Below are 23454 nucleotides of genomic sequence, written 5' to 3'. Positions count from 1 at the left end.
GGGCCTTCAGGCCACGGCCCAGCCGCTTCGCGGGACAATTTGTGAGTTTTTGACGTGATTGAACGCGCTGGACGGCGTGAAGATGGGACTGGCCGCAGCCTTTTGGCAGCGCCTGTACTCGTCTGCGCGGCCCTGACGCTGTCGGCCTGCGGCAACATCGGCCGCTTCGAGCAACCCACGCCGACCGCGGCGGCGGCGCCGGTGAAGCCGAACCGGGTGGTGCAGCAGACGCCCAATAGCGAGCGCGAGCATGAGCGCATCCTGTCGTCCTATGGCGGCGCCTATGACGACCCGAGGCTCGAGGCGCTGATCAGCAAGACCGTCGAGCGGCTGGTCGCCGCCTCCGAGCGGCCCGACCAGGCCTACAAGGTGACGATCCTCAATTCCGGCGCGGTGAACGCCTTCGCGCTGCCGACCGGCCAGCTTTACGTCACCCGCGGCCTGATCGCGCTCGCCAGCGACACCTCCGAGCTCTCTTCGGTGCTGAGCCACGAGATGGCGCATGTGCTGGCCAAGCATGCCGCGATGCGCGAGGACCAGGCGCGCCAGGCGGCGGTGGTGACGCGCGTCGTCACCGACATGAGCACCGATCCCGATCTCACGGCGCTGGCGCTCGCCAAGACCAAGCTGACGATGGCGAGCTTCTCGCGGCAGCAGGAGTTCGAAGCCGACGGCATCGGCGTCGGCATTGCGGCGCGCGCGCATTTCGATCCCTACGGCGCGGCGCGCTTCCTGACCGCGATGGAGCGCAATGCCGCGCTCAAGATCGGCAAGACCGCGCTCGATCCGCGGGCGCAGGATTTCACCTCGTCGCATCCGGCAACACCGGAGCGCATCAACAATGCGCAGACCACCGCGCGGCAATACTCATCGCCCGAGAACAACGACCGCGACCGCGAGACCTATCTCGCCGCGATCGACAACATCGTCTATGGCGAGGACCCCAGCGAAGGCTTCGTGCGCGGCCGCCGCTTCCTGCATCCCAAGCTCGGCTTCACCTTCACCGCGCCGGACAATTTCACGCTCGACAACACCGCGCAGGCGGTGATCGGCGTGCGCGAGGGCGGCAGCCAGGCGATGCGCTTCGACGTCGTGCGGGTGCCGGCCGAACAGTCGCTCGGCGATTATCTGAATTCCGGCTGGATGGAAGGCGTCGAGAAATCCTCGACCGAGGACATCAACATCAACGGCTTTCCGGCGGCGTCGGCCACCGCGCATGGCGACCAGTGGCAGTTCAAGGTCTACGCGCTGCGCTTCGGCAGCGACGTCTACCGCTTCATCTTCGCCGCCAAGCAGAAGAGCACCGAGAGCGAACGCAACGCGCGCGAGACCGTCAATTCGTTCCGCCGCCTGACCCTCGATGAGATCCAGGCCGCGCGCCCGCTGCGCATCAAGGTCATCAACGTGCAGCCCGGCGACACCGTGGAATCGCTGTCGCACCGCATGGCCGGCGTCGATCACCCGGCCGAGCGCTTCCGCGTGCTCAACGGCCTCGACGCCCACGCCCAGGTGAAACCGCGCGACCGCGTCAAGATCGTGGTGGATTGAGGCGGCGCGCCCCCTCACCACCGTCGTCCCGGCGAAGGCCGGGACCCATAACCACCGTTATCGATTGATGGAAAAAGCCGGGGCCACAGCGCGCCCCAACAACATGATCCTGTGGTGATGGGTCCCTGCTTTCGCAGCCGTAGCCCGGATGCAGCGAAGCGTAATCCGGGGAAATGCATCCGTGGAGGAAAGTCCCGGATTTCGCTTCGCTGCATCCGGGCTACGAGAAACCCTACTTCGCCTTCTCCTTGAGGAAGGCGATAATGTCGGCGCGATCCTTCGGATCCTGCACCTCGTAAAACATCTTGGTGCCCGGAACCATCGCGTCCGGACCGGTCAGCCATTTGTCGAGATTGGCCTCGGTCCACACGATCTTCGAATTCTTCAGCGCCGGCGAGTAATTGTAGCCCGCGACCGAGCCGGCAAGGCGGCCGACGACCCCCTTATGCATCGGACCGACGTCGTTCTTCTCGATCGAATGACAATCGCCGCAACCCTGGTACAGCGTGGCGCCACGCGCCGGATCGCCCGCCGCGCGGGCACTATTCAGGGCGAGCAAGATCGCGATGGCCGCCATCGCGGCGATTTTGGCCTGCCGCGGCGCCAGCACGCCTGCGATCGAACGAATGGTCATTCCCGGGAGTCTCCTGTTTGCCACCACAACAGGAGCAGCCGGGCCGCCGTTCTATTCCCGGAAATTCCGCCGGCCGTATTTGCGCTGGACGCCGGCCGCATCAATCGCCGACAATCGCACTCGTTGTTGAAGTTTTTTGCCGCCCGCGAGGAATATCCGCATCGTCAGCCGATCTACGACTAGGCTGCCACCTCCGCAGCGGCGCCGGATTTTTGGAGCATCCCCAGTGTTTCACAATCGGCACGGCGCCGTCGCTCGACTTGCCGAACTCGGGTGCGTGCTTGCTGCGCTCACACTCGCAGCAGCCACCGCCGCGCGCGCGGACGGCTGTCCCAAGCCGAGCGACGAAATTGCGACCGATCGGCCCGACGTCACCAATTCGAGTATCGTCGTGCCGGTCGGGAGCCTGCAGAACGAGAACGGCGTCAACCTGACCGGCCGCAACAGTGGCCGCAGCATCGACGGCAGCAACAGCCGCTGGCGGCTCGGCATCGCGCCCTGCCTCGAAGTGCTGGTCGACCTGCCGAGCTATGCCGGCACGCTGAAGTCGCCGGGCGCCTCGGGCTTCTCCGACGTCGCGCCTGCCATCAAATGGCAGATCAGCCCGGTGCCCGGGAAGATCGACCTCTCGATCACCGCCGGCGTCGCGCTGCCGACCGGCGCGGCCGCCATCGCCGGGCGCGGCGCGCAGCCCTACATCCAGCTGCCATGGTCATGGGAGCTGCATGACGGCTGGGGCGTCAGCGGCATGTTCACGGAATTCTTCCGTCCCGCCGAGCTGACCGGCCAGCACATGTCGGAAGCAACCTTCGTGATCGAGCGGAAGCTGACCGAACGGATCAGCGTGTTCACCGAATATGTCGGCGACTATCCCGACGGTGCGCGGCCGACCCAGCTGATCAATTCCGGCGGCATGTACCATCTGACACCGACCCAGCAGCTCGACATTCACGTCGCGTTCGGGCTCAACCGCAATTCGCCGAACTATATCGTGGGCCTGGGGTATTCATTTCGCGTCGACGGGCTGTTTCGCTAGTCGATCCAATCACGCTTCGTAGCCCGGATGGAGCGCAGCGCAATCCGGGACAGAACTATCAGCGGCTGCACTGGTCCCGGATTTCGCTTCGCTGCATCCGGGCTACAGGATCTAATTGACTTCCGCTTCGCGCAGGCCGCTCAGCCACAGCGCCAAGAGCGTCCACACCGCACCCGACAACAGATACGCACCGGCCGAGATCAGGCCGAAATGCGTCGCCAGCAACAGCGCCGCGAGCGGCGCGAAGCCGGCGCCGAACAGCCAGGCGAAGTCCGAGGTCAGCGCGGAAGCCGTGTAGCGATAGCTGCGCGCGAAGTTCGAGGCGATCGCGCCCGACGACTGGCCGAACGAGAGGCCGAGCAGCACGAAGCCGAGCACCATGTAGACCGTCTCACCAAACGCGCCGGCATCGAGCAGCTGCGGGGCAAAGCCGCTATAGACCGCGATCGCGACCGCCGAGCCCAAGAGCAGCGGCTTGCGGCCGACGCGATCGGCGATCATGCCGGAGGCGATGATCGCGACGACGCCGACCATGGCGCCGATCATCTCGATGATCAGGAAGCGCACCGGGCTTTCCTTGGTGAACAGGAACACCCAGGACAGCGGAAACACCGTGACCATGTGGAACAGGGCAAAGCTCGCCAGCGGTGCGAAGGCGCCGAGCAGGATGTTGCGGCCCTCCTGCGCGACGGTCTCGCCGACCGGCGCCGGCTCGAGGTCGCGGCTTTCGAACAGCTCGGAATATTCATCGGTCGCCACCATGCGCAGCCGCGCGAACAGCGCCACCACGTTGATGGCGAAGGCAACGAAGAACGGATAGCGCCAGCCCCAATCGAAGAAATCATCCGCCGACAGGTTGCCGGCGAAGAACGCGAACAGCGCGCTCGCCACGATCAACCCGAGCGGCGCGCCGAGCTGCGGCACCATCGCGTACCAGCCGCGGCGATTGGCCGGCGCGTTCATCGCGAGCAGCGAGGCGAGACCATCCCACGCACCGCCCCAGGCGATGCCCTGCACGACGCGCGCGGCGGCCAGGAGCCAGATCGCCGCGGCGCCGATCGTGTCGTAGCCGGGCAGGAAGGCGAGCGCGACCGTGGCGGTGCCGAGCAGGAACAGCGCGATGACGAGCTTGGCGCCCTTGCCGTGGCGGCGGTCGACCGCCATGAAGATCACGGTGCCGAGCGGCCGCGCGGCGAAGGCCAGCGCAAAGATGCCGAATGAATAGAGCGTGCCGGTCAGCTCGTTGACGAACGGAAACACCAGCTTCGGAAACACGATCACCGAGGCGATCGCGTAGACGAAGAAGTCGAAGAATTCCGAGGTGCGCCCGATGATGACGCCGATGGCGATTTCGCCGGGTTTCGCGTGCCCGCGACCTGAAGCCGTCGGGGTGCCGTGAGCCATTGCTGGGGCCTGTGCCATCCGGAGAACCGTCCTTTGGAGCATGATCCGGAAACGTGGAAACCGGTTTTCCGAACCGACCGTGCTCGAACTCGATGAGGCCACGGGCAGGTTTTGCCACGCGGTCCACCTCACCTTCTGACCTCCTATCCCGCAGTGCAACATTGGACAAATTGTCCAATGTCAACATTGCTGCATCGCAGCTACCCCTTGGCCGAACTCATAAAATTCAAGTGGGGTGAGCCGTGCGCGCCTTGAAATTATTGGCCTTATTGCCGTTCGCGGCGCTCCTTGGCGGGTGCGATTTCGTCGTCCTTGCCCCCGCCGGCGACGTCGCCATCCAGCAGCGCGACCTCGTCGTGATCTCCACCATCCTGATGCTGATCATCGTGCTTCCGGTGATGGCGCTGACCGTGTTCTTCGCCTGGCGCTACCGCCAGTCCAACACCGCGGCCCCCTACGAGCCGGACTGGGATCACTCCACCCAGCTCGAGCTCGTGATCTGGTCGGCGCCGCTGCTGATCATCATCTGCCTCGGCGCGCTGACCTGGATGGGCACCCACCTGCTCGATCCCTACCGCTCGCTCGGCCGCATCGCCGCCGACAAGCCGATCGAGAGCAAGGACGCCCCGCTCAATGTCGAGGTGGTCGCGCTCGACTGGAAGTGGCTGTTCATCTACCCGGATTACGGCGTCGCCGCCGTCAACGAACTCGCGGCTCCCGTCGATCGCCCGATCCGCTTCCGCATCACGGCGTCGTCGGTGATGAACTCGTTCTACATCCCTGCGCTGGCCGGCCAGATCTACGCCATGCCCGGCATGGAGACCAAGCTGCACGCGGTCTCCAACAAGGCAGGCACCTATCGCGGCTTCTCCGCCAATTACAGCGGCGCCGGCTTCTCCGGCATGCATTTCGACTTCAAGAGCCTGTCGGCCACGGGCTTCGACAAATGGGTCGCCAATGCCAAGGCGAGCACCAACATGCTCGGCCGCACCGACTATCTGCAGCTCGAGCGCCCGAGCCAGAACGATCCGGTCCGGCTCTACGGCACCGTCGATCGCGATCTCTACAAGGCGATCCTCAACATGTGCGTCGAGCCCGGCAAGATGTGCATGAGCGAGATGATGGCGATCGACGCCAAGGGCGGCCTCGGCCGCGAAGGCCTCAACAACACGCTGCCGCTCACTTACGACAAATACGCCCGCCGCGGCGCGCCGCTCGGCACGGAGCCGACCTTCGTCGCCGGCATCTGCTCGATGGACGAGATCAAGGACGCGCCGTCGCGCGACGTTCTCGCGCCGCTCGACCTGACGCCGCTGCGTGGTGTCGGGCTGAAGCGCCCGCCGTTCTCGCCGGCGCATCCGTCATCGACATCCTTGCTGCTCGGCCAGCGTCCGAAATCAGAGTCCTGAGGAGGACCGCATGAACCCCGATCTCGTCAAGATGATCTTCGGCCGTCTCAATCTGGACGCGCTGCCCCTGCACGAGCCGATCCTGGTCGGCACCTTCGCGGTGGTCGCGACCGGCGGCCTCGCGCTGTTCGCCCTCGTCACCTACTTCCGGCTCTGGGGCTATCTGTGGCGCGAATGGTTCACCACCGTGGACCACAAGCGCATCGGCATCATGTACATGATCCTCGGCATCGTGATGCTGCTGCGCGGCTTCGCGGACGCGCTGATGATGCGCCTGCAGCAGGCGATCGCCTTCAACGGCTCCGACGGTTATCTCCCCGCCCATCACTACGACCAGGTGTTCACCGCCCACGGCGTGATCATGATCTTCTTCGTGGCGATGCCGCTGGTCACCGGCCTGATGAACTACGTGGTGCCGCTGCAGATCGGCGCCCGCGACGTCTCCTTCCCCTTCCTCAACAATTTCAGCTTCTGGATGACGGTCGGCGGCGCCGTGCTGGTGATGATGTCGCTGTTCGTCGGCGAATTCGCCCGCACCGGCTGGCTCGCCTACCCGCCGCTGTCCAACATCGGCTACAGTCCTGACGTCGGCGTCGATTATTACATATGGGGACTCCAGGTCGCCGGCGTCGGCACGACGCTATCGGGCATCAACCTGGTCTGCACCATCGTCAAGCTGCGCGCGCCGGGCATGACGATGATGAAGATGCCGGTGTTCACCTGGACCTCGCTCTGCACCAACGTCCTGATCGTCGCCTCTTTCCCGGTGTTGACCGCGGTGCTGGCGCTGCTGTCGCTCGACCGTTACGTCGGCACCAACTTCTTCACGAACGACTTCGGCGGCAACCCGATGATGTACGTGAACCTGATCTGGATCTGGGGCCATCCCGAGGTCTACATCCTGGTGCTGCCCGCGTTCGGCATCTTTTCCGAGGTGACCGCGACGTTCTCCGGCAAGCGGCTGTTCGGCTACACCTCGATGGTCTACGCCACCGTCGTCATCACCATCCTGTCCTACCTGGTCTGGCTGCATCACTTCTTCACGATGGGCTCCGGCGCCAGCGTCAACTCGTTCTTCGGCATCACCACGATGATCATCTCGATCCCGACGGGCGCGAAGATGTTCAACTGGCTGTTCACGATGTATCGCGGCCGCATCCGCTTCGAGCTGCCGATGATGTGGACGGTGGCGTTCATGCTGACCTTCGTGATCGGCGGCATGACCGGCGTGCTGCTCGCGGTGCCGCCGGCCGATTTCGTGCTGCATAACAGCCTGTTCCTGATCGCGCATTTCCACAACGTGATCATCGGCGGCGTGTTGTTCGGCCTGTTCGCCGGCATCAACTACTGGTTCCCGAAGGCGTTCGGCTTCAGGCTCGATCCGTTCTGGGGCAAGCTGTCGTTCTGGTTCTGGGTCTCCGGCTTCTACTTCGCCTTCATGCCGCTCTACGTGCTCGGCCTGATGGGCGTGACCCGCCGGCTCCGCGTGTTCGACGATCCGTCCTTGCAGATCTGGTTCGTGATCGCGGCTTTCGGCGCCTTCCTGATCCTGCTCGGTATCGGCGCGATGCTGATGCAGTTCGCGGTCAGCATCCTCAGACGCGAGCAGCTGAAGGACACCACCGGCGATCCCTGGAACGCGCGCACGCTGGAATGGGCCACCTCGTCGCCACCGCCGGACTACAATTTCGCGTTCACGCCCGTGGTCTACGACAACGACGCCTGGTGGGACATGAAGCGCCGCGGCTACAAGCGGCCGCTGACCGGCTTCAGGCCGATCCACATGCCGTCCAACACCGGCACCGGCATCATCCTCGCGGGCTTCGCGACGGTGATGGGGTTCGCGCTGATCTGGTACATCTGGTGGCTCGCCGCCGTCAGCTTCGTTGCGCTGCTCGCGGTCGCGATCGGCCACACCTTCAACTATCACCGCGACTTCCACATCCCGGCGGATGCGGTGGTGCGGGCTGAAGACGCGCGGACACGCGTTCTCGCCGCGGGAGCCCAGACATGAGCGTAGCGACAACCATAACCACTCAAGACTCCGAGCCGGTCTTCCACGTCGTCGACGAGCACGATCATCCGGAAGGCGCCAGCACCATGCTGGGCTTCTGGATCTACCTGATGAGCGACTGCCTCATCTTCGCGATGCTGTTTGCGACCTATGGCGTGCTTGGAGGCAACTACGCCGCCGGCCCGGCGCCGAAAGACCTGTTCGACCTCAAGCTGGTGGCGCTCAACACCACGATGCTGCTGCTGTCCTCGATCACCTATGGCTTTGCCATGCTGACGATGGAGAAATCGAGGATCGGACAGACGCAGCTCTGGCTCGCGATCACGGGGCTGTTCGGCCTCGCCTTCCTCGGCATCGAGCTCACCGAGTTCGCCCACATGATCCATGAGGGCGCGACGCCGCAGCGCAGCGCCTTCCTGTCGTCGTTCTTCACGCTGGTCGGCACCCACGGCCTGCACGTCACCTTCGGCCTGGTCTGGCTGGTGACGCTGATGGTGCAGACTGCGCGCTTCGGCCTCACCACGGCCAACCGGCGCCGGCTGATGTGCCTGTCGATGTTCTGGCACTTCCTCGACGTGGTCTGGATCGGCGTCTTCACCTTCGTCTACCTCCTGGGAATGCTGCGATGACAACAAATTCTCACGCCGACGCTCATACCCTCGACGCCAATGCCGGCGGCCACGGCCATGATGACCATGGCGGCGCGGCCCACGGCTCGCTGAAGAGCTATCTGATCGGCTTCGGCCTCTCGGTGATCCTCACTGCGGTGCCGTTCTGGCTGGTGATGACCGGTGCGATCGCCGACAAGGCGGTCACCGCGCTGATCGTGCTGGTGCTGGCGGCGGTGCAGATCGTGGTCCACATGATCTACTTCCTGCACATGAACACGCGGTCCGAGAACGGCTGGACCATGATGGCGATGATCTTCACCGTGATCATGGTGGTGATCGCGCTGACCGGCTCGCTGTGGGTCATGCATCACCTCAACATCAACATGATGCCGGTCCACGACATGAGCCAGATGCCGTGACGATGCGGTCTGCCAGACCATCGCTTGCGCTGCTTACGCTCGGCATGCTGGGCGTGGTGCTGCTGAGCGCGCTCGGCATCTGGCAGATCGAACGCCGAACCTGGAAGCTGGCGCTGATCGAACGGGTCGAGCAGCGCATGCATGCGGCGCCAACAGCGCCCCCGCCGCAAGCGTCATGGCCGGCGGTGACGGCAGCGAGCGACGAATACCGCCGCGTCACCGTGCACGGCACCTTCCTCAATACCGAAGAGACGCTGGTGCAGGCCGTCACGACGGACGGTCCCGGCTTCTGGGTGCTGACCCCGCTGCAAATGGCCGGCGGAACCACGGTGCTGGTCAACCGCGGCTTCGTTCCACCTGACCGGCGCGATCCGGCGACGCGGCGCGATGGCAACCCGTCAGGCGCCGTCAGCGTCACCGGACTGCTGCGGATCTCGGAGCCCGAGGGCGGCTTCCTGCGCAGCAACGATCCCGCGGCGGGCCGCTGGTATTCCCGCGATGTCGCCGCGATCGCCGCCACGCACGGATTGTCGCAGGTGGCCCCGTTCTTCGTCGACGCCGATGCGACGCCCAACCCAGGCGGCACTCCGCTCGGCGGGCTCACGATCGTGCGGTTTCCGAACAACCACCTGATTTACGCGCTGACATGGTTCGCGCTGGCCTTTATGCTGGCCGGCGCGCTCCTGCGCATCGTCAACGGCAGGGGCCGCGCCGGCGCCTCCAGTTCAAGGTGGGATCCACGACGCGCCGCCGTGCGCCGCCTGATCGGCGCAGCCCACAATTTATCCCGCGACACAGGCCCAGATGCTCGAACGCACGTCGGATCTGCATGAGGAGAAAGCCGCGACCGGAACGGCCGTGATGCCGTCCGCCGTGAGCGCGGCTGCCGGCATGCCGTTCGATCTCGCAGCCCCCGCCGACATCGCGACCAATCGCAAGAACATGGCCCTATTGGTCCAGCTGCGCTGGATCGCGGTGATCGGCCAGATCGTCACCATCGGCTTCGTCCAGTTCTGGATGGGCGTCGCGCTGCCGCTGCTGGCGATGGCCGCCGTGATCTCGGGGCTTGTGGCGCTCAACCTCGTCAGCCTGCTGTGGCTGCGCTACCGCGCCGACATCAACAACCGCGAGCTGCTGGTCGCGCTGGCGCTCGACGTCGCGGCGCTCACCGTCCTGCTCTATCTCAGCGGCGGCGCCACCAACCCCTTCACCTCGCTCTATCTGCTGCAGGTGACGCTGGGCGCGGTGCTGCTCGATGCGCCCTCGACCTGGTCGCTGGTGGCGCTGGTCTGCATGAACTTCGCCTGGCTGACCAGCTACTACCGGCCGCTGGAGCTGCCGCAGGGCTTTGCCGAGGCCTTCAATCTCTATATCGCCGGCACCTTCATCGGCCTCGTGCTCGACGCCGTGCTGCTGGTGGTGTTCATGACCCGGATCAACCGCAACCTGCGCGACCGCGACCTCCGCCTAGCCGCCCTGCGCCAGCACGCCACCGAGCAGGACCACATCGTCCGCATCGGCCTCTTGGCCTCCGGCGCCGCGCATGAGCTCGGCACTCCGCTCGCCTCACTCTCGGTGATCCTGGGCGACTGGCGGCGGATGCCGGCGCTCGCCTCCGACCCTGAAATGTCACAGGACCTCGGCGAGATGGAGATCTCGGTGCAGCGCTGCAAGTCGATCGTGACAGGCATCCTGCTGTCGGCCGGCGAAGCCCGCGGCGAAGGCTCCTCGCCGACCACGGTGGCGGCGTTCCTGACTGCGCTGGTGGAGGAGTGGCGGACGACGCGGCCGTCGGCCACGCTGTATTTCCGCAACGCGTTCGGCACCGATCTTGCCATCGTCTCCGACGTCGCGCTCAAGCAGGCGATCTTCAACGTGCTCGACAATGCCGCCGAGGTCTCGCGCGACTGGATCGAGCTGATGGCCGAGCGCAATGCCGACAAGCTCGTGCTGTCGGTGACCGATCGCGGCCCGGGCTTCTCGCGCGAGATGCTGGCGCATGTCGGCAAGCCGTATCAATCGACCAAGGGCAGCCCCGGCAGCGGCCTCGGCCTGTTCCTGGTGGTCAACGTGGTGCGCAAGCTGGGTGGCGTTGTGATCGCGCGCAACCGGCCGGACATCGGCGCCGCGGTCAAGCTCGAGCTGCCGCTCTCGATGCTCGCGATTGGAGACCCGCTTGACGGATGAACGCCAGCTCCTGATCGTCGAGGACGATGCAGGCTTTGCCCGCACGCTGAAGCGCTCGTTCGAGCGCCGCGGCTATGGCGTCGCGGTGTCGGCCTCGCTCGACGAGGTCCGTGAGCTGCTGGAGCAGCAATCGCCCGGCTATGCCGTCGTCGACCTCAAGCTCGCCGGCGGCGCCTCCGGCCTTGCCTGCGTCGAGGCGCTTCATGCGCACGATCCGGAGATGCTGATCGTGGTGCTGACCGGGTTCGCCAGCATCGCGACCGCAGTGGAGGCGATCAAGCTCGGGGCCTGCCATTACCTCGCAAAACCGTCGAACACCGACGACATCGAGGCCGCATTCCTTAAAGCGCAAGGCAACGCCGCCATCGAGGTCGGCGCGCGGCCGACCTCGATCAAGACGCTGGAATGGGAGCGCATCCACCAGACCCTGATCGAGACCGATTTCAACATCTCAGAGGCCGCCCGCCGCCTCGGCATGCACCGCCGCACGCTGGCAAGGAAGCTCGAGAAGCAGCGGGTGAAGTAGCTGCTCTGACGGAGATTGCCGGCCCCGGAAAGTACCTCACCGTCACCCTGAGGAGCGTGCAGCGCGTCTCGAAGGGCGACGGGCCCGCTATGTCCGCGTGCGCTTGGAGACATCCGGGCCGTGCATCCTTCGAGGCTCGCCCAGCAGCGCAAATGCGCTGCAAGGCTCGCACCTCAGACGGATACAATAGCTCCTGTAGCCCGGATGAAGCGCAGCGCAACGGGGTACGGATCCGACGCGCCGTTGCTGCTGCTATCATCGCCGGTGTATTGAAGCGCGCCGCCACCGCAATCTGTGGATCGTGACGTCAGAGAACGGCCGCTGGGGCATCAAGCAGCGCTCGTACTGAGCGCACGGCGCGGCAAGGCCGCCTGCATCCAGTCGCAGCCACAAACAAAAAGCCCGGTCTTGCGACCGGGCTTTTGTTTTCAATCCGTCGAACTCTTTCAGGCGGCTTCGTCCTCAACGGAGGTGTCGTCGCCTTCGCTGTCGGCATCCTCGCCGTCGGCATCGCCCTCGCCTTCACCCTCGGCTTCGGCCTTGGCGCCGCGGCGCGGGCTCTTGGCGAGCTGGCCTTCGATCTCCTTGATCGCCTCGGTCTCGGTCGAGTGCTGCACGACCGCGATCTCGCGCGACAGGCGGTCGAGCGCCGCTTCATAGAGCTGGCGTTCAGAGTAGGACTGCTCGGGCTGCGATTCCGAGCGGTAGAGGTCGCGGACCACCTCGGCGATCGCGACGATGTCGCCCGAGTTGATCTTCGCTTCGTATTCCTGGGCGCGGCGCGACCACATGGTGCGCTTGACGCGGGCGCGGCCCTTCAGCGTCTCCAGCGCCTTCTTGACCAGCGCCGGCTCCGACAGCTTGCGCATGCCGACATTGGCGACCTTCGCCGTCGGGACGCGCAGCGTCATCTTGTCCTTCATGAAGTTGATCACGAACAGCTCGAGCTTGGCGCCCGCGATCTCCTGCTCCTCGATCGCCAGGATCTGGCCGACGCCGTGGGCGGGATAGACCACGAATTCATTGGCCTTGAAGCCCTGGCGCTGGGTCACGACCTTCTTCTCTGCCGGGGGCGGCGCGGCGGCCGGCTTGGCGGCAACCTTCGGAGCAGCGGCGGGGACGGCAGCCTTCGGGGCGGCCGGCTTCGGCGCAGCAACAGTCTTCGGGGCGACCTTCGCAGCAGCGGGCTTCGCAGCTGCCACTTTCGCGGCAGTCTTGGCAGTCTTTTCTGGCATCACGCTTCTTTTGTTCTTTGAGGACTTTGCAGCCGCCGCCTTCTTGGCCCCCTTCACGGACGCCTTGGCACGGCCCTTGGTTGCGCTGCGGGCAACGACAGCGGCTTTTTTCGTCGTCTTTGAAGCACTCTTTTTACGCGTTTTCTGTGACACAGCCTGCGCGCGGAAACTGCCACGCCCCTGTTCGATGTTTGCGGGAACCTCGAAGCCACAAGGTACGCATGGCAGGGGGTTCTTGGCCTGTAATGGTGCAGATATAGCACATTTTCCGCAAAAATCAATGGTTTACGCCCGATTCCGGGCATAACAGGGCATCCTCAGGTCATATGTCCGTCATTAGGGTTAAATCGCGGCCCGAACGCAGAGCCGCGGCGGGCCCAGGCCCGCCCCTATCGGGGTAGTCCCGGCCGGAACTGACGAATCAGTCGCCGCTGCCCGGATTCGGAGAAAAATATTTCTCGAACTTGCCTTCCTTGCCTTCCCACTCCTTGGCGTCCTCGGGCGAGTCCTTCTTCTGGGTGATGTTCGGCCAGCTCTTGGCGTAGTCGCGGTTGACCTCGAGCCACTTTTCCAGGCCCGGCTCGGTGTCCGGCTTGATGGCGTCAGCCGGGCATTCCGGCTCGCACACGCCGCAATCGATGCATTCGTCGGGATGGATGACCAGCATGTTCTCGCCCTCGTAGAAGCAATCGACGGGGCAGACCTCGACGCAGTCGGTATATTTGCACTTGATGCAGGCTTCAGTGACGACGTAGGTCATCCAAAACTCCGAAACGATCCAGTTTTTCTGGGGTTGGGTAGCGCAGGAATACCTGGCCCGCAAGGAATTGCTGGCCCTAAATAGCTATTCCTTGCCTCCTTGCAAATCCTCGTAAAGCACGCGCGCCGAGGCGGCGTCGCCGCGCCGCTCGGCAAAGCCCGTGACCTTCAGCACGCGGACGCTGTTGTCGAGCGCGACGGTGACGACGTCGCCCGCCTTCACCGCATGGCCCGGCGATTTCTCGCGCGTGCCGTTGATGCGGACATGCCCCGATGCGACGAGCTCGGCCGCGCTGGTGCGGGCCTTCACCACGCGCGCATGCCACAGCCATTTGTCGAGGCGCTGTCTGTCCAAAGGACTTCTATGTCTGACGCGCTGTCTTCACGCGACGCGGTGCCCGCTTCGCTCGAAAACGCAGTGTTGGATTATTCCTTCCGGCCCGCGAGCTGCTCTTTCAGCGCAGCGAGCTTGGCAAACGGCGAATTCGGATCGATCGGACGGTCGCGCTCGCGCGGTGCGCTCGAGGCGTAGGGCCGATGCGACGGGCCGCCCTCGCGCTTGTCGCGGCCGCCCTTGCCGAAATCGCGGCCGCCGCGGTCACGATCGCCGCGCTCGCCCTTGCGATCGCCACCGACCTTGTTGTCGCGGCGACGCTCATTGTCGCGATCGCGACCCTTGCCTTCGAAGCGCTCGCGGCGCGGGCCCTTGTCGTCACGATTGTCGCGGGCCTGCGCGCCCTCAGCGGGCGCAGCCGACGGATCCGCCGGCGCGCCTGGACGCGGGACACGGAAATCCTGGTGACGGCGCGGACGGCGATGCTGCTCGCGCTTGTTCTCGCCCTCAGCGCCGCCTTCGGCGGCCTGCGCGCCCTCGGCGGGCTTGTTCTGATGGCGGCCGCGGTTGCGGTCGTGACCACGATGATGCGGACGGCGCTCGTCGGAGCGGCCACCGGGCCGCCAGACTTCGACCATCTGAGGCTCGGCCGGCGCCTCAGCGGCGGCAGGAGCGGCCTCGGTGGGCGCGGCGTCAGCGATCGCGGTCTCCGCAGGCGCTTCGGCAACGGGCTCTGACGGTGCCTCTGCGGCGTCAGCCGGCGTCTCGGCAGCGGCTTCCACGGCCGGCACGGGCTCGGCGAGAGCTTCAGCAGCAGGAGCTTCAGCAGAAGCGGCCTCAACGACGGGCGTTTCGGCAACAGCGGGCGCGTCGACCGGCGCGACACGCTCGGCCACCGCATCCTGATGGGTCTCGATCACGACCGGGGTCGCTTCGCTGGACACCACCTCGGCAAAGCCGACATCGGGCAATAGGGCAGCCGACGGCGCGGGATCGCCGGACACCGGCTGATCGGTGGCGGCCTCCGGCGCGTCGGCGGTGACCTCGGCAGCGGCATCCACCGGCGCATCCACGGCGGCGTCGGACGTCGCCTCGACCGGCGGCGTCTCGGCAGCGACCGTCTCGGTGCTCTCGGCCACGGCCTCCGTGGTCTCCGCCGGTGTGGCCTCCACGGGCTTCGGCGGCAGCGGCGGACGGCGGTCCATGCGGTAGCCGAGCGCGCGCAGGATCGAGGCAAAGTCCTCGCCGGCGGAGCCGGTCAGCGAGGTCATCGCTTGCGTCACGACAAAGCCGCGGCCGTCGAACGCGCCTGCGGGCTTCTCGCCCGGTGAGGTCTCGCGCCAGGCCAAAGCGGGGCGGATCAGGTCGGCGAGCCGCTCCAGGATGTCGACGCGCACCGCGCGCTCGCCGCACTGGCGATAGCCGAGCACGCGATAGCCGTCGCGCGGCAAGGTCTTGTCGACCGGGAACGAGGTGCGGCCGCTCGACGCCAGATGCTGCACATTCGAGAGCGCAGCCATGTCGACATTGCTCTGCTTCTCGGCCCACAGCAGCGAGGCCAGCGAACGCGCCGCGGGCTTCAGGAGCTGCGGGAAATAGATGTGATAGGCGCCGAACCGCACGCCGTATTTGCGCAGCGCCGCGCGCGAGGGCTGGTCGAGATCCTTCATCTCGGCCGCGATCTTGCTGCGCTCGAGCACGCCGAGCGCCTCGACCAGCTGGAAGGCGATGCCGCGCGCGATGCCCTGGAGATCCTCGGCCTTGGACAGTTCGAACAGCGGCCCGAGCAGCTTCTCGATGTGCGTCTTGAGCCAGAGATCGAGCCTGGTCTGGACAGCTTCGCGCGAGGCGCCGGTCAGCCGCTCGTCGGAAATGATGCGCAGCCGCGGATGCAGCGCGGCGTCGGCGGCGACGAGCTTCGCCACCGCATCGCCGGTCCAGCGGATGGTGCCGTCGGAGGTCAGCACGAACTGCTCGTCGGGGGCGGCGCCCAGCTTCTCGGCACGCGTATCGATCTCGCGCGCCAGCACCTGCTGGGCGGCGGCTTGCAGCGCCTTGGCGTCGCTGCCGGCCTCGGCCGCATCAGGTGCAAAGGTGAAACCATCGAGCCGGCCAATCACGTGGCCTTCCACGATCACTTCGCCGGTCTTGCCAATTTCCGTATTCAAAACTGAGTTCTCCCGCAGGCGGCGCATCAATACACTGGTCCGCCTGTCAACGAAACGCTCCGTGAGCCGTTCATGCAGCGCATCGGATAATTTATTTTCGAGCTCGCGCGTGATCCCCTGCCAGTGGTCCGGGTCGTAGAGCCAGTCGGGCCGGTTGGCAACAAAGGTCCAGGTCCGGATCTGCGCGATCCGGCCCGATAGCGTGTCGATATCGCCGTCGGTCCGGTTGGCCTGGTCGACCTGGGCGGCAAACCATGCGTCAGGGATACGCCCCTTTTGCATCAGGAAGCCATACAGCGTGGTCACGAGTTCGGCATGGGCCGCCGGCGATAGCTTCCGGTAGTCCGGAACCTGGCAGGCCTCCCACAGCCGCTCCACGGCCTTGGCGCCATGCGCCCATTCGCGCACCTCGGCGTCGCGTGCGACATGTTCGAGCACCCGCACATCCTCGGCCACCGGGGCCCGCGTCAGTGCCTCATGATTGGGCGTCAGCGCCAGCGACACCTGCAACGCGCCGAGCGATGCGAAATCGAGCTTGGCGTTGCGCCATTGCAGCATCTTGACGCTGTCGAAGGTGTGGTTCTGCAGCGCGTTGACGAGCTCCGGCTCGAACGGCGCGCAGCGGCCCGTGGTGCCGAAGGTGCCGTTGCGCGTGGCGCGCCCGGCGCGGCCGGCGATCTGCGCGAACTCGGCTGGCGTCAGCCGGCGGAACTGGTAGCCGTCGTATTTGCGGTCGGAGGCAAAGGCGACGTGATCGACGTCGAGATTGAGCCCCATGCCGACCGCATCGGTGGCGACGAGGTAATCGACGTCGCCGTTCTGGAACATCGCAACCTGCGCATTGCGCGTGCGGGGCGACAGCGAGCCCAGCACCACGGCCGCCCCGCCATGCTGGCGGCGGATCAATTCGGCGATCGCGTAGACCTCGTCCGCCGAGAACGCGACGATCGCCGTCCTGCGCGGCTGCCGCGTGATCTTGCGGTCGCCGGCGAATTCGAGCTGCGACAATCTGGGCCGCGTGACGATCGAGGCGCCAGGCAGCAGCCGCTCGATCATCGGCCGCATCGTCGCAGCGCCCAGCAGCAGCGTCTCGTCGCGGCCGCGGCGGTTGAGGATGCGATCGGTGAACACATGCCCGCGCTCGAGATCGGCGGCGATCTGGATCTCGTCGACCGCGAGGAACGAGACGTCGAGATCGCGCGGCATCGCTTCCACGGTCGAGACCCAGAAGCGCGGCGCCTTCGGCTTGATCTTCTCCTCGCCGGTGACCAGGGCGACGTTGTCGACGCCGGCGCGATCGACGATCTTGTTGTAGACCTCGCGCGCGAGCAGCCGCAGCGGCAGCCCGATCAGGCCCGACGAATGCGCCAGCATGCGCTCGATCGCAAGATGCGTCTTGCCGGTGTTGGTCGGCCCCAGCACCGCAGTGACGCCCGCACCGGGCACGCGGTCATTTCCGAACGAAGTTGAGAAAACCATTTTTTGCAGGTGTTTCTTGTTACGGCAGCTGACTGTCAGCCGTCATTGCGAGCGAAGCGAAGCAATCCATTCGGACCGCTTGCCGCGATAGTGGATTGCTTCGTCGCTTCGCTCCTCGCAATGACGCTGAAATCCGGAAACTGATCGATCATCGACGCCATCTGCGGCAAAATCTGTCTCACAATGCGACGCTTTCCGCGCCGCCCTTAAGCTTCGGAACGACTCTAGAACGAATCGCGGCCGAATCGCTGACTCCATTCCGGGCCTGAAACGTTCACCGCAACATCTCGGGTAGGCTTCATGGCGGCGGCACTAGATCAAGTTTGAGAGGGCTCCACAAGCACGGGATATGCGGACTGAATTCCTTAAGTTCCAGGGGCGGGCGAGTCGAATCAGAAGCGACCAAGAGTCAACTGGATTCCGGTGACGTTTGTTGCATGCCTTGGTGCTCGCGCAGCGCCTCCGAAGTACCCTCTCCCCTTGTGGGAGAGGGTGGCGCCGCAGGCGCCGGGTGAGGGGTCTGTCTCCGCGGATAGAGACCCCTCATCCGGCGTGGACTGCGTCCACGCCACCTTCTCCCACAAGGGGAGAAGGTAGAGAGGCTACTGCGTCTTCGCCACGCGCGGCGGCGCGGCGGTGGTGACGAAGGAGGTCGCTTCCAGCATGGCCTGGCCGAGCGGGGTCGGGATCGTCATGCGGAACGGCACCAGCAAACGGGTGCCGGCGATCGGCACGAAGGCGATCTCGATGTTGCGCTGGGCGGCGAGATATTTGATCACGGGGCGATCCGGGATGTAGCCGGAGATCGGCACGAAATAGAGCGCGCAGACCAGCGCCGGGCCGTGATAGCCGCGCTCGGCCTTGACGATCTCGACCCGCTTGAAATCGAGCTTGAGGTCGTAGCGCATGCGGCCGTCGAACACGCCGGCGCCGGTGCGGCAGACATCCGGGCTCATCAATTCGGCATTGCCGGGCGCGCGCAGGAACGAGCCGGTCATCGGATCGAACACGTTCTTCTTCTGCGCCTCGGTCACCGGCAGGCGGTCGGCATCGACAGGCGGCTCCGGCTCGATCGCGGAGTCCTTGATGCCGCCATTGGCGAGCACCATCCGGATCGTCTCGGATTTCTTCGAAGTGGTGGTGGTCGCGGTGTAGGAGGAGGCCGCCAGCGTCCCGTTGACGACGCGGCCCTGCGAGGCGCCCGAGCCGCTTCCGCCGGAAAACGCCTTCAGGAGCCCTGCGGTGCCGCCCTGGGCCGTGGCCGAGAAGGTGTCGTCGCCGATTTCGATGGTCCAGGTGCCCTTGCCGACCGGGATACCGGCCAAGGTCGCCTCATAGTGGGCGTCGAGCCGACCCTGCGCGCTGGCACGCTCGGCACAGAACAGCAGCAATGCGCCCGCGCACAGGCCGAGGAGCCGGCCGAGCGGGGGCAAAATGGCAATTGCGGTGGTCACTTAACCTACCTGACGGTCCTGCTATCGGCGCTCTGTTCGTCGTCCATTTGGGCAATCACATCGGCCGGACAACGCGCGCATCTCTTATGGAACCAAGACTTGCAGCCGAATACGCCCTTTATATGGTTGCCATATCTGCCGTTAAGTGGCTGGAACGGCTTATGAACCACCCGTTTCCCGGTACCCCCATGCGGCGATATAATCTTGACGCTCTCTCATTCTGCCCCTATACACCCGCGGTTCCTGGAAAATGGACGCGAATTCAAAACCCCCGCGCGGGCCGTGTGATTGCACGCCTGGCAGAGAGGCGGGGATGCAATAAGGATTTTGTAAGATGTCCCGGCGCTGCGAACTGACGGCCAAGGGCCCCCAGACGGGCCACAAGGTGAGCCACTCCAACATCAAGACCAAGCGGCGCTTCCTGCCGAACCTGGCCAACGTGACCTTCATCTCGGATGCGCTCGGCCGCAACGTGCGCCTGCGCGTCTCGACCAACGCGCTGAAGAGCGTCGACCACAATGGCGGCCTCGACGCCTATTTGCTCAAGGCCAAGGCCGACGTGCTCTCGCCCCGCGCGCTCGATCTGAAGCGCGCGATCGAGAAGAAGATCGGCAAGCCGGCCCCGGTGAAGAAGGCGAGCTGAGCGCGACCGCGAGAGCGGAATTTCGCGGGAAGAGAGTTTTGAACGGCCGGGTCGATGACCCGGCTGTTTTTGTTTTGAGCGAGTGAAGCCACAGTCACGCGCGGCCCTTCAGTTTTTCGGCGTCTCAGTCGTGGTTGCCTTTGCAACTGGCTTCGCCGTCAGTCGCTTCATCAGCTCAGCCGGAATAAACGCACGACCAGTCTGATATGTGCCGGATTGTATCTGCGTCGGCTGGCCCGGCGTCGCAGGATCTGCACCGGTTGAGGACGGAGTGGTCGGATTTGCCGCTGCCGCAGGTGTCGCGCCGCCCTCCGCAGCAGACGGTTCGGGCGCTGCGGTCGCCGGCGGCGTGCTTCCGCCCGCAGGCTTGCTCGGCGCCGGGACATAGAGCCGCGTGGCTACCTTTTCGCGCAGCAGTTCATTCTGATCGGGATACCACATGCTGCTGGGCGGCGTCGCGGTGACGTGCTCGGCGAATGCGCGGCTGAGGCCGAAGCCCCGCAGCCGCGCGATCTCCGTCTCGATCGCAGCCTGGCGGTCGAGGGCCGTCATGCCGCGAAACGAGGTCTGGTGAAAGCCCAGCTTGCCACTTCTCGCGAGCAGCACGCGCTCCTTGCCGCCGAGAAACACCACCGTGCAGGCTGAGAGGCAGCTCAGTGCGACGTAGGTGTTAAGTCCGCGTGCTTTGATCAGGTCGGCCATCTTTTGCGCCTCGCGCATGCGCCCGCCGATCGAGTTGAGCTGCACCGTCCTGACACTACTCATCGCGTCGAGAAGGGTCTCAAGCTCGTGGGCGACACCGAAGGTGATGCCACCGGAGAATTCCAGCCCCCTGCCGTTTGCCAGCACGCGAAATTGGTGCGGCCCGACACGCGTATCCCCGGTAACGATCTCATAGACGCCAGCGATCTGTGGGGCCGCCACGAACAGGCAGCTATAGGCGACGTACGCCACACCGAGCGTGGTGACGACCTTGGCTGCGCCGCCCCAGAACGACTTGCCGCTCGCCTGGTAGTGCGAGGCCGCACGCCAGACGCCGACAGTCACCCAGATCCGCAGCAGCACGATCGACGCCCAGATCGCGATCACCGAGACCAGCCACAACACCAGATACTCGCTGCCGCGCTCGTTGAGCACGTGGCCGAGCACGCCGATCACAACGCCGAGGCCGGCGCCGAGCACGGTGCCGTTGACCCAATAGGAGACCGGCAGCGACAGCTCGCCGCGCCAGTGCCGCACGAGGTAATTGGCTCGCCGTGGGAGAGGCGGCGGCAATACAATGGACGATGATGCGGGAAGATCGGCGGGCAAAATGCCGAGCGCATCGGCAACGGCTTGCTCCCCCGCGACGAGTGACGGCGGCGGCGGCACCTGCTGCGCTGACGGCCCCGTCATGCTGCGTTCGCCGACCCGCACCACACCTGTCCCCGCACGGGAATCGTAGAACGCCTCGCGGCGATAGATGACCGCGTGAAGCGCAATCAGGAGGCCGACGCCGGCGCAGATCGCGGGCACGGTCATCATGATCCACCAGGCAGTGCCGAACGGATTGATCTCGACGTCAAGCAGATTCAGCAGCACCGGCAGGATGACGAAGGGTCCGAGCGGCAGCGCCTGCAGCAGATAGCGCTTAATCACGTCGGGCGGTGCCGGTGGATAGCGCCCGGTTGCAGCCTCCGCGAGACGGACGCCGAGCAGCCGACGTCCGGGCGTGCCATTCCGGCGATCGAACAACAGACGCAGCACGAACAACAACGGCAGCCACAACAATCCGAGGATCGGTTGCGCGACCGGCTTGCCCGCGACATCCCGCAGGAACGTGATCTGCTTCGTCGTCGTGAGAGCGCCGTTCTGCCTGACCTGCATCACGTTCAGCACGCGCGCCGAAGTCAGCTGAAACAAACCCTGCCGGCAATCCGCGATCGTGGTGGGGACGAAATCGGTTGGGACCGTGAAGCCTTCGGGGAGAGCCGCGAGCTTGTCGCAATAGAGCAGCATGAAGCCGCCAGCAAACTGCACGCGCCCGCCGGTCGCGGGATACAACGCAAACGCCAGCACCTGAAGCAACAGCGTTGCGATGGCGAGATCGATCGTGAACGCCGCCACGCGGCGCCAGACGCCACCGCGTTCGCACGCCACACCCTTTGCAAATTCAAGGGAGGGATCGGTTGCAGGATCACTCAAGTCAAACTGCCAAAGAAAACCGGCCCAGCAGGGCCTGCCCGCATCCCACAACATGCCCGGACACGCAGCGACAGCATGGTGCCGAAATTCGGTTGCCGTGGCAAGTTGTCACAACTGCCCGTAGTTTAGCGGTGGCCGCCTTAGGGCCGAATGCGCCAAGGAAGCAATTTAACTAGTATCTTCAATATGATACATCAACTGCACCCTTGCCAAGAAAATATTCCTGATCTCTGAAAACGGCCCGAACAGCCCGTCCCGCCTCCCCTGAGCGGGGCGCATAGGGATCATCGCAGACGTTGGCTGCGGGTGGACACGAGGGCGCGCGAGATGGGCGCGCCGCAAGACCAGGAGCGCACGCTCCCTCTGCCAGACAGATGAATTGATCCGATCACCATGCGCGCGCGAGTGAGGCCGAATGGATTCTTCTTCGCGCAATGACACGTGAAGTAAAATCGTCCACCGTCTCGCGCAGCGAGAGATAGATTGCTCTCCGCGTTCGCTGAAGCTACCGCGCCGATCTCTTTGCACACCCGATGACAGCTGCTGCCAATGACAGCGGTGTCATCGCTTCCATCCCGCGCGAATCATTGCGTGATGCGTCGAAAGCGCATGAAGAAAGCCTTAACGCGTGCACGGCGCACTGCGAAGAAAGCCTCTAAATCACGGCAAAAACCGCTTGTCGTAGCGCCGTTAATCACAACATCACGCGCATCATCACGAGCGCATGAGGCGCATGCAAAACGCCACGATCTCTTCCAACTATTAGTGTGCAAACAAGCCGTCCGACACGAATGCGATTCGATGTGGCCAAGCCTGCATCGTCTCGATCACCGTGACGGACGTCACGGCGGGTACAACTGATTGTGAGGCATGTGCGCCGCACTCTTGGGAAGAAGCCTGGCCGTTCCTACATCACGTCCAAAGAACGACCCCGATAAAGGAATACGTCAATGCAAGTTCGCGCAGCCGCTACGCGCGGAAGACTGGTGCCTGCGATTGCAACCGCCACCGTGGCGGTGCTCGCGACGGCGGCCCTCGTCGTCCTCGAATTCAGCCCGCCCCGCAATGTGCAGGCGGCGGGACAGCCCGGCATGATCACCTCAGCCGCCGCCAGCCGCGCCGGCGCCACGGTGCTGCCGACCGATCCGGTCACGACCGGCAGCGTGCGGTACCGGTAAGGCCGGAGCTCTATCCCATCATCGTCGTCCCGGCGGAGTGCGCAGTTGCGCACGGGGGCCGGGACCCATTACCCCGGCTATTTATCGGTTAGAGCGCTGGGGCAACATTCCATGTAACGGCACATTTTAGTGGTTATGGGTCCCTGTGTCTGGAAAGTCTGTCATGATGGGGTGGGCGGGAAGCCGTTGGGTCCTTGGCGCTTGACGCCGTGAGCCGGCTCGGTCTCCCGCC

The 23454-nt window shown here is 65.1% G+C and carries 19 protein-coding genes; 11 read left to right on the top strand and 8 right to left on the bottom strand.

Going from position 1 to position 23454, the window contains the following annotated elements; genetic code table 11:
• Positions 1-54 precede the first annotated feature (54 nt).
• Positions 55-1548, top strand: coding sequence for a M48 family metalloprotease (locus BRSPCE3_RS35390; RefSeq protein ID WP_244071694.1), 1494 nt, complete (start codon positions 55-57; stop codon positions 1546-1548).
• Positions 1549-1780: 232 nt separating this feature from the next.
• On the opposite strand, the gene BRSPCE3_RS35385 is transcribed toward BRSPCE3_RS35390, so the two are convergent.
• Positions 1781-2182, bottom strand: coding sequence for a cytochrome c family protein (locus tag BRSPCE3_RS35385; protein WP_244071692.1), 402 nt, complete (start codon positions 2180-2182; stop codon positions 1781-1783).
• A 277-nt stretch (positions 2183-2459) separates the two neighbouring features.
• Between BRSPCE3_RS35385 and BRSPCE3_RS35380 the strand changes: the two genes are divergently transcribed.
• A complete protein-coding gene (locus BRSPCE3_RS35380; protein WP_244071690.1) occupies positions 2460-3218 on the top strand; it encodes a transporter in 759 nt (252 codons plus the stop codon).
• 111 nt (positions 3219-3329) lie between these two features.
• Here BRSPCE3_RS35380 and BRSPCE3_RS35375 read toward each other — a convergent pair whose 3' ends face one another.
• Positions 3330-4622 (bottom strand): MFS transporter, encoded by a 1293-nt coding sequence (locus tag BRSPCE3_RS35375; protein WP_244071688.1) that lies wholly within the window; start codon positions 4620-4622, stop codon positions 3330-3332.
• 242 nt (positions 4623-4864) lie between these two features.
• Here BRSPCE3_RS35375 and cyoA point away from each other — a divergent pair, with 242 nt between their 5' ends.
• Genes cyoA through BRSPCE3_RS35340 form a run of 7 tightly spaced genes read left to right on the top strand, consistent with a single transcriptional unit; the run spans position 4865 to position 11788 of the window.
• On the top strand, positions 4865-6031 hold the full coding sequence (gene cyoA / locus BRSPCE3_RS35370; RefSeq protein WP_244071686.1) for a ubiquinol oxidase subunit II: 1167 nt from the start codon (positions 4865-4867) through the stop codon (positions 6029-6031).
• Positions 6032-6041: 10 nt separating this feature from the next.
• Positions 6042-8045 (top strand): cytochrome o ubiquinol oxidase subunit I, encoded by a 2004-nt coding sequence (gene cyoB, locus BRSPCE3_RS35365; RefSeq protein WP_244071684.1) that lies wholly within the window; start codon positions 6042-6044, stop codon positions 8043-8045.
• Positions 8042-8674: a cytochrome o ubiquinol oxidase subunit III gene (cyoC, locus tag BRSPCE3_RS35360; RefSeq protein WP_244071682.1), complete on the top strand. Its 633-nt coding sequence runs from the start codon at positions 8042-8044 to the stop codon at positions 8672-8674. The genes cyoB and cyoC overlap by 4 nt, the downstream gene beginning before the upstream one ends.
• Positions 8671-9075 carry a cytochrome o ubiquinol oxidase subunit IV gene (gene cyoD / locus BRSPCE3_RS35355; protein WP_244071681.1) on the top strand — a complete coding sequence of 135 codons (405 nt, stop codon included), beginning with the start codon at positions 8671-8673 and terminating at the stop codon, positions 9073-9075. The genes cyoC and cyoD overlap by 4 nt, the downstream gene beginning before the upstream one ends.
• Positions 9076-9077: 2 nt before the next feature.
• Positions 9078-9908 (top strand): SURF1 family protein, encoded by an 831-nt coding sequence (locus tag BRSPCE3_RS35350; RefSeq protein ID WP_244071735.1) that lies wholly within the window; start codon positions 9078-9080, stop codon positions 9906-9908.
• The gene (locus BRSPCE3_RS35345) at positions 9880-11262 is read left to right on the top strand and encodes an ATP-binding protein (RefSeq protein WP_375710007.1); all 1383 of its coding nucleotides are present in this window, start codon (positions 9880-9882) and stop codon (positions 11260-11262) included. The genes BRSPCE3_RS35350 and BRSPCE3_RS35345 overlap by 29 nt, the downstream gene beginning before the upstream one ends.
• Positions 11252-11788, top strand: a complete 537-nt coding sequence (locus BRSPCE3_RS35340; protein WP_244071679.1) for a response regulator transcription factor — start codon at positions 11252-11254, stop codon at positions 11786-11788. Before BRSPCE3_RS35345 ends, BRSPCE3_RS35340 begins: the two co-directional genes overlap by 11 nt.
• Before the next feature lie 446 nt (positions 11789-12234).
• On the opposite strand, the gene BRSPCE3_RS35335 is transcribed toward BRSPCE3_RS35340, so the two are convergent.
• The 5 genes from BRSPCE3_RS35335 to BRSPCE3_RS35315 all read right to left on the bottom strand — a co-directional run bounded on the left by BRSPCE3_RS35335 (position 12235) and on the right by BRSPCE3_RS35315 (position 19196).
• The gene (locus BRSPCE3_RS35335) at positions 12235-13023 is read right to left on the bottom strand and encodes a CarD family transcriptional regulator (RefSeq protein WP_375710006.1); all 789 of its coding nucleotides are present in this window, start codon (positions 13021-13023) and stop codon (positions 12235-12237) included.
• A 421-nt stretch (positions 13024-13444) separates the two neighbouring features.
• Positions 13445-13783, bottom strand: a complete 339-nt coding sequence (gene fdxA / locus BRSPCE3_RS35330) for a ferredoxin FdxA (RefSeq protein WP_016844914.1) — start codon at positions 13781-13783, stop codon at positions 13445-13447.
• Between the two features lie 84 nt (positions 13784-13867).
• Positions 13868-14137, bottom strand: coding sequence for an RNA-binding S4 domain-containing protein (locus BRSPCE3_RS35325; RefSeq protein WP_244071675.1), 270 nt, complete (start codon positions 14135-14137; stop codon positions 13868-13870).
• 71 nt (positions 14138-14208) lie between these two features.
• Positions 14209-17763, bottom strand: a complete 3555-nt coding sequence (locus tag BRSPCE3_RS35320; RefSeq protein WP_244071673.1) for a helicase-related protein — start codon at positions 17761-17763, stop codon at positions 14209-14211.
• A 602-nt stretch (positions 17764-18365) separates the two neighbouring features.
• Positions 18366-19196 carry a DUF3108 domain-containing protein gene (locus BRSPCE3_RS35315; RefSeq protein WP_375710009.1) on the bottom strand — a complete coding sequence of 277 codons (831 nt, stop codon included), beginning with the start codon at positions 19194-19196 and terminating at the stop codon, positions 18366-18368.
• A gap of 355 nt (positions 19197-19551) precedes the next feature.
• Here BRSPCE3_RS35315 and rpmB point away from each other — a divergent pair, with 355 nt between their 5' ends.
• A complete protein-coding gene (gene rpmB, locus BRSPCE3_RS35310) occupies positions 19552-19860 on the top strand; it encodes a 50S ribosomal protein L28 (protein ID WP_095731635.1) in 309 nt (102 codons plus the stop codon).
• A gap of 108 nt (positions 19861-19968) precedes the next feature.
• Here rpmB and BRSPCE3_RS35305 read toward each other — a convergent pair whose 3' ends face one another.
• Entirely contained in the window at positions 19969-22098 is a 2130-nt protein-coding gene (locus tag BRSPCE3_RS35305; protein ID WP_244071671.1) for an RDD family protein, read from the bottom strand.
• A gap of 932 nt (positions 22099-23030) precedes the next feature.
• On the opposite strand from BRSPCE3_RS35305, the gene BRSPCE3_RS35300 reads away from it, so the two are divergent.
• Positions 23031-23222 carry a hypothetical protein gene (locus tag BRSPCE3_RS35300; RefSeq protein ID WP_244071669.1) on the top strand — a complete coding sequence of 64 codons (192 nt, stop codon included), beginning with the start codon at positions 23031-23033 and terminating at the stop codon, positions 23220-23222.
• Positions 23223-23454: the final 232 nt, after the last annotated feature.

The organism is Bradyrhizobium sp. Ce-3 (genome assembly GCF_022835695.1).
Taxonomy (GTDB): domain Bacteria; phylum Pseudomonadota; class Alphaproteobacteria; order Rhizobiales; family Xanthobacteraceae; genus Bradyrhizobium.
Note: the sequence above shows the minus strand (reverse complement) of the source record. Positions and strands in the feature narration are given on the sequence as shown.

Excerpts from the sequence above, each read along its gene's own strand:
- BRSPCE3_RS35385 (WP_244071692.1), bottom strand. The coding sequence starts at position 2,182 with ATGACCATTCGTTCGATCGCAGGCGTGCTGGCGCCGCGGCAGGCCAAA.
- BRSPCE3_RS35375 (WP_244071688.1), bottom strand. The coding sequence starts at position 4,622 with ATGGCTCACGGCACCCCGACGGCTTCAGGTCGCGGGCACGCGAAACCC.
- cyoB (WP_244071684.1), top strand. The coding sequence starts at position 6,042 with ATGAACCCCGATCTCGTCAAGATGATCTTCGGCCGTCTCAATCTGGAC.
- cyoC (WP_244071682.1), top strand. The coding sequence starts at position 8,042 with ATGAGCGTAGCGACAACCATAACCACTCAAGACTCCGAGCCGGTCTTC.
- cyoD (WP_244071681.1), top strand. The coding sequence starts at position 8,671 with ATGACAACAAATTCTCACGCCGACGCTCATACCCTCGACGCCAATGCC.
- BRSPCE3_RS35350 (WP_244071735.1), top strand. The coding sequence starts at position 9,078 with ATGCGGTCTGCCAGACCATCGCTTGCGCTGCTTACGCTCGGCATGCTG.
- BRSPCE3_RS35345 (WP_375710007.1), top strand. The coding sequence starts at position 9,880 with ATGCTCGAACGCACGTCGGATCTGCATGAGGAGAAAGCCGCGACCGGA.
- BRSPCE3_RS35335 (WP_375710006.1), bottom strand. The coding sequence starts at position 13,023 with ATGCCAGAAAAGACTGCCAAGACTGCCGCGAAAGTGGCAGCTGCGAAG.
- fdxA (WP_016844914.1), bottom strand. The coding sequence starts at position 13,783 with ATGACCTACGTCGTCACTGAAGCCTGCATCAAGTGCAAATATACCGAC.
- BRSPCE3_RS35320 (WP_244071673.1), bottom strand. The coding sequence starts at position 17,763 with ATGGTTTTCTCAACTTCGTTCGGAAATGACCGCGTGCCCGGTGCGGGC.
- rpmB (WP_095731635.1), top strand. The coding sequence starts at position 19,552 with ATGTCCCGGCGCTGCGAACTGACGGCCAAGGGCCCCCAGACGGGCCAC.
- BRSPCE3_RS35305 (WP_244071671.1), bottom strand. The coding sequence starts at position 22,098 with ATGTTGTGGGATGCGGGCAGGCCCTGCTGGGCCGGTTTTCTTTGGCAG.